The organism is Pseudomonas putida (assembly GCF_001976065.1).
Taxonomy (GTDB): Bacteria; Pseudomonadota; Gammaproteobacteria; order Pseudomonadales; family Pseudomonadaceae; genus Aquipseudomonas; species Aquipseudomonas serbica.
Map to the genome: position 1 here is coordinate 93,098 of NZ_MNAH01000014.1, position 9,403 is coordinate 102,500.

The 9,403-nt window shown below is 54.0% G+C and carries 9 protein-coding genes, 4 tRNA genes and 2 rRNA genes (1 of these 15 only partly in view); all 15 read right to left on the bottom strand.

The genetic code is table 11. From position 1 onward, the window contains the following. Positions 1-52: 52 nt before the first annotated feature. The gene (rplL, locus tag BKX96_RS31020) at positions 53-418 is read right to left on the bottom strand and encodes a 50S ribosomal protein L7/L12 (RefSeq protein ID WP_034148078.1); all 366 of its coding nucleotides are present in this window, start codon (positions 416-418) and stop codon (positions 53-55) included. Between the two features lie 75 nt (positions 419-493). Further along, positions 494-994 (bottom strand): 50S ribosomal protein L10, encoded by a 501-nt coding sequence (gene rplJ / locus BKX96_RS31025; RefSeq protein ID WP_077186327.1) that lies wholly within the window; start codon positions 992-994, stop codon positions 494-496. A 198-nt stretch (positions 995-1,192) separates the two neighbouring features. After that, positions 1,193-1,888: a 50S ribosomal protein L1 gene (rplA, locus tag BKX96_RS31030; protein ID WP_003186095.1), complete on the bottom strand. Its 696-nt coding sequence runs from the start codon at positions 1,886-1,888 to the stop codon at positions 1,193-1,195. After that, positions 1,888-2,319 (bottom strand): 50S ribosomal protein L11, encoded by a 432-nt coding sequence (gene rplK, locus BKX96_RS31035; protein WP_007933726.1) that lies wholly within the window; start codon positions 2,317-2,319, stop codon positions 1,888-1,890. Before rplK ends, rplA begins: the two co-directional genes overlap by 1 nt. 117 nt (positions 2,320-2,436) lie before the next feature. Then, a complete protein-coding gene (nusG, locus tag BKX96_RS31040; protein WP_007933727.1) occupies positions 2,437-2,970 on the bottom strand; it encodes a transcription termination/antitermination protein NusG in 534 nt (177 codons plus the stop codon). 9 nt (positions 2,971-2,979) lie between these two features. Next, positions 2,980-3,348 carry a preprotein translocase subunit SecE gene (gene secE / locus BKX96_RS31045; RefSeq protein WP_007896620.1) on the bottom strand — a complete coding sequence of 123 codons (369 nt, stop codon included), beginning with the start codon at positions 3,346-3,348 and terminating at the stop codon, positions 2,980-2,982. 45 nt (positions 3,349-3,393) lie between these two features. Then, positions 3,394-3,469: transfer RNA gene (locus BKX96_RS31050), tRNA-Trp, on the bottom strand. 170 nt (positions 3,470-3,639) lie between these two features. After that, positions 3,640-3,715 (bottom strand) — tRNA-Thr (locus BKX96_RS31055). Between the two features lie 26 nt (positions 3,716-3,741). Continuing rightward, positions 3,742-3,815 (bottom strand) — tRNA-Gly (locus BKX96_RS31060). 24 nt (positions 3,816-3,839) lie between these two features. After that, a tRNA-Tyr gene (locus BKX96_RS31065) sits at positions 3,840-3,924 on the bottom strand. A 143-nt stretch (positions 3,925-4,067) separates the two neighbouring features. Beyond that, positions 4,068-4,508 (bottom strand): hypothetical protein, encoded by a 441-nt coding sequence (locus BKX96_RS31070; RefSeq protein WP_046815909.1) that lies wholly within the window; start codon positions 4,506-4,508, stop codon positions 4,068-4,070. Between the two features lie 7 nt (positions 4,509-4,515). Next, entirely contained in the window at positions 4,516-5,265 is a 750-nt protein-coding gene (locus BKX96_RS31075) for a pantothenate kinase (RefSeq protein WP_046815910.1), read from the bottom strand. Next, a complete protein-coding gene (gene birA / locus BKX96_RS31080) occupies positions 5,255-6,214 on the bottom strand; it encodes a bifunctional biotin--[acetyl-CoA-carboxylase] ligase/biotin operon repressor BirA (protein ID WP_077186328.1) in 960 nt (319 codons plus the stop codon). The genes BKX96_RS31075 and birA overlap by 11 nt, the downstream gene beginning before the upstream one ends. 137 nt (positions 6,215-6,351) lie before the next feature. Further along, a 5S ribosomal RNA gene (gene rrf, locus BKX96_RS31085) occupies positions 6,352-6,467 on the bottom strand. 158 nt (positions 6,468-6,625) lie between these two features. Then, positions 6,626-9,403: ribosomal RNA gene (locus BKX96_RS31090) — 23S ribosomal RNA — on the bottom strand; it runs 116 nt beyond the window's last position.

Here is a 9,403-nt window from a genome sequence, read left to right on the forward strand (position 1 = left end):
CCAGCCATCAGCCTGTCGCTTAACGCTCGGGCTGGAGACGCAAAGTCGATGCTTACTTCAGCTCGACTTTAGCGCCTGCTTCTTCCAGAGTTGCTTTGGCTTTGTCAGCTGCGTCTTTGGCAACAGCTTCCAGAACCATGGCAGGAGCGCCGTCAACTACAGCCTTGGCTTCTTTCAGGCCCAGACCGGTCAGTTCACGTACTGCCTTGATCACGTTAACTTTCTTCTCGCCAGCTTCGGTCAGCATGACGTTGAATTCAGTTTGCTCTTCAACAACGGCGGCAGCAGCAGCAGGACCAGCCGATGCAGCAGCAGCGGTAACACCGAATTTTTCTTCGAAAGCTTTGATCAGCTCAACAACTTCCATTACGGACATGTTGCCAACTGCTTCAAGGATATCGTTCTGAGAGATAGACATGAATCTAATTCCTGATATTGGGGACGGCCTACGCGACCATCGAAAAAAACAAAAAACGCGAGAAGTTGACGAGCCTTAGGCTGCAGCAGCTTCTTTCTGGTCGCGAATTGCCGCCAGAGTACGAGCCAATTTGCTGGTAGCGCCTTGAATCACGCTCATCAGCTGAGAAATTGCTTCGTCACGGGTCGGCAGAGTTGCCAGTACGTCGATTTGGTTAGCTGCGAGGAACTTGCCCTCGAACGCAGCTGCCTTGATCTCGAACTTGTCCTGACCCTTTGCGAACTCTTTGAAGATCCGGGCAGCAGCGCCTGGATGTTCCTTGGAGAAGGCAATCAGGGTAGGGCCAGTGAACACGTCGTTGAGGACATTGAATTCAGTGTCAGCAACGGCGCGCTTGAGCAGGGTGTTACGTACAACACGTACGTAAACGCCAGCTTCACGAGCCTCTTTACGGAGTCCGGTCATCGCGCCTACTGTTACGCCACGGGCATCAGCCACGACAGCGGACAGAGCGACTTTGGCAGCCTCGTTGACTTCAGCGACGATGGCCTTCTTGTCTTCGAGTTTAATTGCCACGGGTTTAACTCCTGCTTGTTACCGTTTCATTCGATCGAAACCGAATGTCGTTTTGGTGTCTGATTCGGTAAGGAACCGGGAGCACCATCTGCGTAGGCTTGTGGTTTAAGACTTGCGTCGCCTACGGTCTTGGATAGCCCCCGCCAGGCAGGGACCCCAATTTTTCAATTGGCGCAATCGCTTGCGCCAATTTGTGTCTTACGCGTCCAGCGAGCTCTGGTCGATAACCAGACCTGGGCCCATGGTGGTGCTCAGGGTAACGCGCTTGACGTAGATACCTTTCGAGGAAGCTGGCTTGATACGCTTCAGATCAGCGATCAGGGCTTCAACGTTTTCCTTCAGCTTGACGGCGTCGAAGCCGATCTTGCCAACGGAAGTGTGGATGATGCCGTTTTTGTCGGTGCGATAACGAACCTGACCAGCCTTGGCGTTTTTAACCGCGGTAGCTACGTCTGGGGTTACGGTGCCGACTTTAGGGTTAGGCATCAGACCACGTGGACCGAGGATCTGACCCAACTGACCCACAACGCGCATGGCATCCGGGGATGCGATCACTACGTCATAGTTCAGGTCGCCGCCTTTCATTTCGGCAGCCAGGTCGTCCATGCCTACACGGTCAGCGCCGGCAGCCAGAGCGGCTTCAGCAGCTGGACCCTGGGTGAACACAGCAACGCGAACGGTCTTGCCAGTGCCGTGTGGCAGCACGGTAGCGCTACGAACGACCTGGTCGGATTTACGCGGGTCAACACCCAGGTTTACAGCAACGTCGAACGACTCGCTGAACTTGACAGTCGACAGCTCAGCCAGCAGAGCAGCAGCGTCTACAAAGTTGTAGGCCTTGCCTGCTTCGATTTTGCCGGCGATAGCCTTTTGACGCTTGGTCAGCTTAGCCATTACACACCCTCCACGTTAAGGCCCATGCTACGAGCAGAACCGGCGATAGTACGCACGGCTGCTTCCATATCAGCTGCAGTCAGATCCGCGTTTTTGGTTTTCGCGATTTCTTCCAGCTGAGCACGAGTTACAGTGCCAACCTTAACGGTGTTCGGACGAGCGGAACCGCTGGTCAGACCGGCCGCCTTCTTCAGCAGAACCGAAGCAGGGGTGGATTTGGTTTCGAACGTGAAGCTACGGTCGCTGTAGACAGTGATGATCACTGGAGTCGGCAGACCTGGCTCAAGACCCTGAGTACGGGCGTTGAAAGCCTTGCAGAATTCCATGATGTTCACGCCGTGCTGACCCAGAGCAGGACCAACAGGTGGGCTTGGGTTAGCCTGAGCGGCCTTCACTTGCAGCTTGATGTAAGCGGTAATCTTCTTGGCCATGAGGCACTCCAATTACGGGTTCAAACGCCTCGAAAGGCTCCCCGGTTACTTGCGCGTTTATCCCAGTGACGACAAAACCCCACAGCCTAAGGCTGCGGGGTTGGGATGCTTGTTCAGTTAGACCTTTTCGACCTGACTGAACTCCAACTCTACCGGGGTAGAGCGTCCGAAAATGAGCACCGCGACCTGGATCCGGCTCTTTTCGTAGTTGACTTCTTCGACGGTGCCGGTGAAATCGGCAAACGGACCGTCGTTGACGCGCACCGACTCGCCCGGCTCGAACAATGTCTTCGGCTTCGGCTTGTCGCTACCATCGGCGACGCGACGCAGAATCGCTTCTGCCTCTTTATCTGTAATCGGTGCCGGCTTATCGGCAGTACCGCCGATGAAACCCATCACACGAGGCGTGTCCTTGACCAAGTGCCAAGTACCCTCGTTCATATCCATCTGGACCAGCACGTAACCAGGGAAGAACTTACGCTCGCTCTTGCGCTTCTGGCCGTTACGCATCTCAACCACTTCTTCAGTGGGAACCAGAATCTCGCCGAAGCCATCTTCCATGCCAGCCAGCTTTACACGCTCGATCAACGAACGCATGACATGCTTCTCGTAACCCGAGTAAGCATGCACAACATACCAACGCTTAGCCACGGGACACCCTTAGCCGACAATCAAGGAGACAAGCCAGCCGAGCAGGGAATCGAGCCCCCACAACAGCAACGCCATAACCAGGACAACAGCCACAACGATCAACGTGGTCTGCGTGGTTTCTTGGCGAGTTGGCCATACGACTTTACGAATCTCGGTGCGCGCTTCCTTAACCAGTACAAAGAAAGACTTGCCCTTGACCGTCTGCAGGCCTACAAAGGCAGCTACAGCAGCAATCACAAGCAAAGCAAGCACGCGGTACAGGATCGGCGAAGCAGAGTAATACTGATTGCCAACAACGCCTACAACCACCAAAGCGACTACTACTAGCCACTTGAGCAGATCGAAGCGCGAGCCTTGAGCTTCAGCTTTAGGAGTCATCTATGAAGATCCTGTGAAAAGAAAGCCAGACACACTTGGTGAATCTGGCAGGTCAGGAGGGAATCGAACCCCCAACCTACGGTTTTGGAGACCGTCGCTCTGCCAATTGAGCTACTGACCTAAAACAAAATCAGGCCGACCATTATGCAGGCCCGAAAAAGACTTTACAACACCTTACTCAATGGCCTTTGCACTCCACCAGCACCCGGGACTCAAACTGCCCTCAGGCACAACGAAACACAACCAGACCATTAAAACAAAGGCAGATATTTTCATATCTGCCTTGTTATATGGAGCTCTTGAGCGGATTCGAACCGCTGACCTCACCCTTACCAAGGGTGTGCTCTACCAACTGAGCTACAAGAGCGTAACACCGTGCAAAACCTGCAAACTTGGAGCGGGTAGCGGGAATCGAACCCGCATCATCAGCTTGGAAGGCTGAGGTTCTACCACTAAACTATACCCGCGAGGCTTGCAGCTCTCGCTAAAAATGGTGGAGGGGGAAGGATTCGAACCTTCGAAGTCGTAGACGTCAGATTTACAGTCTGATCCCTTTGGCCGCTCGGGAACCCCTCCTAAGCGAGCCGGCATTCTACATCATGCCAGCCTTCTGTCAAGCATTTTTCTCATTAAAATCCTGAGCTTATCTGCGTTGACCTCGCCTCACCTCGTTGACCGCTTTAGGTCTTCGCTGTGGAGCGGGCGCCATTCTATGCAAACTATTGAGTGGGTGCAACCCCCCCACAAGGCATTATTTTATGTTTTAACTCATTGAATTCTCTAGAAAGGTTTATCAGCTGCAAGTCATCCAGCCAACGCTTGCTTTCAGGGGCCACACGGACCCAGTACGCCGGGGGTTCAGCCGGACTTGCAGGGAGCGACTGATACTTCACACCCATGCCGGTCAACCTGCGCTCAAGCGCTTGCTCGACATCCTGACGAACAAAACCACCCAGATAAAGGCAGTCCGCCTCTGCCTGCGCCACCTTTCCTTTATCCTTGGCCGCATCCGTCGCCTCACTCAACAGACGGATGTCCTGCTGGGAGCCGCGATACAAGCTCAGGGGTGTCACATCCTTGGCACGCAGGGGCGCCTCCTGTTGATGCCAGACGTAATAAAACACATTGAGAACGAGCAGCAGCAGAAACAACCAACGCATAAAGACCTCAGGACAAGGGGCATGCCATCGCCAAGCCTACAAACACCAGATCGGGCACCACCCGGGCTTCAGGCACGATCTCGCAGACCAGCGCCGCGTCACCACCGGTAAGGAATACCGTAAAACTTTCACCCCAATAACCACGCGCCATCTCCAACTGCGTCAGGACAAACCCCCGAAGCATCAGCAGGCACCCGCGCTCTACCGCCTCGACCGTCGTGCGACCGGGCTCAAGACGCTCCAGGGCACGCTCAGCTGCGAGGTCTCCATATCGAATCTTGCGGGTATGAGTGCGCAACTGGTTTCGCATCAACGGCATCCCAGGACATATGAAACCACCCAGATGCTCTCCGTCAGCGGAAACGAAGTCCGCGGTCACCGCAGTGCCGAAATCAAGCACCAGGCATGCGCCCGCTGCCAAATGAAACCCTCCAAGTAACGCCAACCATCGATCAAGTCCGAGCCGCTCGAATTCTTCATAACCATTGCGAACACCGGCCATTGCCTTCGTGGGGGCCGCACAGACCACTGATATGTCGAAGGCCGCTTTCAACCGAGCAATCAATTCGCCGGTCTCCTCAGCAGTCCTGACACTCACCAACCGACAGAACCTAAGGGCAAGACCTTGAATTGCTTTTACGCCCTCGAGCAATGCCAGGTCGGAATCGACAACCCCCTCCCCCACGACTTGACGTGCGTTCGCCTCGAGGACACGCCACTTGATGAAACTATTTCCGCAGTCGAGCTCAAGAATCATGACGCAACCTCAGACTCAGCTCACCGCCACTGAAGACTTTCTCCACACCACCCACCTTCAAGCGCAGCGCACCCTGACTATCGATGCCCAGCACTTCGCCATCTATTTGGTTTGCACCTGCAATCAAAGAGACCGCTCGCCCCTGCCACAGGTGATGCTGCTCCCACTCAGCCTGGATCGCCGAAAAGCCATCCGCCTGATGGCGAGCCAGATACTTCTGCAGCATTTCCCCCAACTCCGCGACCAGGTGATTGCGATCAAACGCCTTGCCCGACTCCAGGCGCATGGACGTCCATTGTTGGTCGACCTCATCGGTCATCTGCATGTTTACATTAATCCCGACACCCAGCACCACATGACAAACGTCGGCAGGATCCCCCACCAACTCAAGCAGTATGCCGGCGATCTTCTTCTGCCCTACCAGGACATCATTGGGCCACTTCAAACCCACGCCGGGAACGCCAAGCTCGCGCAGGGCCAGCATGACGGCGAGCCCTACGACCAAGCTCAAGCCCTCCAGCTGGCGCATCCCCCCTTCAATCCGCAACACAAGGCTGTAATAGACATTTTCCGCGAATGGACTGACCCATTTTCGCCCTCGCCGCCCGCGGCCCGCAGTCTGCCGCTCGGCAAGCACAACAAAAGGCGCTACCTGGTGCCGCTCAATGGCGCGCAACGCTTCAGCGTTCGTGGAATCAATAGAGTCGAAGACCAGGGCCGGCCATTTACAGGAAGGAGCGAGCCGCTCTATCTCCGCGGGATCAAGCAGCGTCAACGGCGCAGCCAGTTGATAGCCGCGTCCGCGAACTTTATGAATGGACAACCCTAATTCAGCCTCAAGATGCTGAAGCTGCTTCCACACAGCACTGCGACTGATGCCCAGGGCGGCGCCCAGCGCCTGGCCTGAATGGAATCGGCCATCCTTAAGAAGCTTTAACAACGTCAGCATGCAAGTCTCGCCTCACAATGAGGACCGCATGATAGCCACGCCCTGAGCCCTTGCATAGAAATCCGAGGTGACAGATTTTCCTGCGGACAAAAACAAAACCCCTACCTGCATGCGCAGATAGGGGTTTTGGAATTTAATCTTGACGATGACCTACTCTCACATGGGGAAACCCCACACTACCATCGGCGATGCATCGTTTCACTTCTGAGTTCGGGATGGGATCAGGTGGTTCCAACGCTCTATGGTCGTCAAGAAATTCGGGTACTGAGTCGTGACCGGTTGGCCTCGCTTCAGCAAATTGGGTATGTGACAGCTTTCGGTGTTTTGTGAGTATCTCGAACTTTCGGTTCGTTTCGTCTTCACACACCGCAATCTGGCCTCTCTCGAGTTCGCAAATTGCTTGGGTGTTATATGGTCAAGCCTCACGGGCAATTAGTATTGGTTAGCTCAACGCCTCACAGCGCTTACACACCCAACCTATCAACGTCGTAGTCTTCGACGGCCCTTCAGGGGACTCAAGGTCCCAGTGAGATCTCATCTTGAGGCTAGTTTCCCGCTTAGATGCTTTCAGCGGTTATCTATTCCGAACATAGCTACCCGGCAATGCCACTGGCGTGACAACCGGAACACCAGAGGTTCGTCCACTCCGGTCCTCTCGTACTAGGAGCAGCCCCTCTCAAATCTCAAACGTCCACGGCAGATAGGGACCGAACTGTCTCACGACGTTCTAAACCCAGCTCGCGTACCACTTTAAATGGCGAACAGCCATACCCTTGGGACCGGCTTCAGCCCCAGGATGTGATGAGCCGACATCGAGGTGCCAAACACCGCCGTCGATATGAACTCTTGGGCGGTATCAGCCTGTTATCCCCGGAGTACCTTTTATCCGTTGAGCGATGGCCCTTCCATACAGAACCACCGGATCACTAAGACCTACTTTCGTACCTGCTCGACGTGTCTGTCTCGCAGTCAAGCGCGCTTTTGCCTTTATACTCTACGACCGATTTCCGACCGGTCTGAGCGCACCTTCGTACTCCTCCGTTACTCTTTAGGAGGAGACCGCCCCAGTCAAACTACCCACCATACACTGTCCTCGATCCGGATAACGGACCTGAGTTAGAACCTCAAAGTTGCCAGGGTGGTATTTCAAGGATGGCTCCACGCGAACTGGCGTCCACGCTTCAAAGCCTCCCACCTATCCTACACAAGCAAATTCAAAGTCCAGTGCAAAGCTATAGTAAAGGTTCACGGGGTCTTTCCGTCTAGCCGCGGATACACTGCATCTTCACAGCGATTTCAATTTCACTGAGTCTCGGGTGGAGACAGCGCCGCCATCGTTACGCCATTCGTGCAGGTCGGAACTTACCCGACAAGGAATTTCGCTACCTTAGGACCGTTATAGTTACGGCCGCCGTTTACCGGGGCTTCGATCAAGAGCTTCGCGTTAGCTAACCCCATCAATTAACCTTCCGGCACCGGGCAGGCGTCACACCCTATACGTCCACTTTCGTGTTTGCAGAGTGCTGTGTTTTTAATAAACAGTCGCAGCGGCCTGGTATCTTCGACCGGCGTGGGCTTACGCAGTAAATGCTTCACCCTCACCGGCGCACCTTCTCCCGAAGTTACGGTGCCATTTTGCCTAGTTCCTTCACCCGAGTTCTCTCAAGCGCCTTGGTATTCTCTACCCAACCACCTGTGTCGGTTTGGGGTACGGTTCCTGGTTACCTGAAGCTTAGAAGCTTTTCYTGGAAGCATGGCATCAACCACTTCGTGTTCTAAAAGAACACTCGTCATCAGCTCTCGGCCTTGAAATCCCGGATTTACCTAAGATTCCAGCCTACCACCTTAAACTTGGACAACCAACGCCAAGCTGGCCTAGCCTTCTCCGTCCCTCCATCGCAATAACCAGAAGTACAGGAATATTAACCTGTTTTCCATCGACTACGCTTTTCAGCCTCGCCTTAGGGACCGACTAACCCTGCGTCGATTAACGTTGCGCAGGAAACCTTGGTCTTTCGGCGTGGGTGTTTTTCACACCCATTGTCGTTACTCATGTCAGCATTCGCACTTCTGATACCTCCAGCAAGCTTCTCAACTCACCTTCACAGGCTTACAGAACGCTCCTCTACCGCATCACCCGAAGGTGATACCCGTAGCTTCGGTGTATGGTTTGAGCCCCGTTACATCTTCCGCGCAGGCCGACTCGACTAGTGAGCTATTACGCTTTCTTTAAAGGGTGGCTGCTTCTAAGCCAACCTCCTAGCTGTCTAAGCCTTCCCACATCGTTTYCCACTTAACCATAACTTTGGGACCTTAGCTGACGGTCTGGGTTGTTTCCCTTTTCACGACGGACGTTAGCACCCGCCGTGTGTCTCCCATGCTCGGCACTTGTAGGTATTCGGAGTTTGCATCGGTTTGGTAAGTCGGGATGACCCCCTAGCCGAAACAGTGCTCTACCCCCTACAGTGATACATGAGGCGCTACCTAAATAGCTTTCGAGGAGAACCAGCTATCTCCGAGCTTGATTAGCCTTTCACTCCGATCCACAGGTCATCCGCTAACTTTTCAACGGTAGTCGGTTCGGTCCTCCAGTCAGTGTTACCTAACCTTCAACCTGCCCATGGATAGATCGCCCGGTTTCGGGTCTATTCCCAGCGACTAGACGCCCTATTAAGACTCGCTTTCGCTACGCCTCCCCTATTCGGTTAAGCTCGCCACTGAAAATAAGTCGCTGACCCATTATACAAAAGGTACGCAGTCACAGAACAAAGTCTGCTCCCACTGCTTGTACGCATACGGTTTCAGGATCTATTTCACTCCCCTCTCCGGGGTTCTTTTCGCCTTTCCCTCACGGTACTAGTTCACTATCGGTCAGTCAGTAGTATTTAGCCTTGGAGGATGGTCCCCCCATATTCAGACAAAGTTTCTCGTGCTCCGTCCTACTCGATTTCATGACTAAGAGATTTTCGCGTACAGGGCTATCACCCACTATGGCCGCACTTTCCAGAGCGTTCCGCTAATCTCAAAGCCACTTAAGGGCTAGTCCCCGTTCGCTCGCCACTACTAAGGGAATCTCGGTTGATTTCTTTTCCTCAGGGTACTTAGATGTTTCAGTTCCCCTGGTTCGCCTCTTGCACCTATGTATTCAGTACAAGATAACCATCTTATGATGGCTGGGTTCCCCCATTC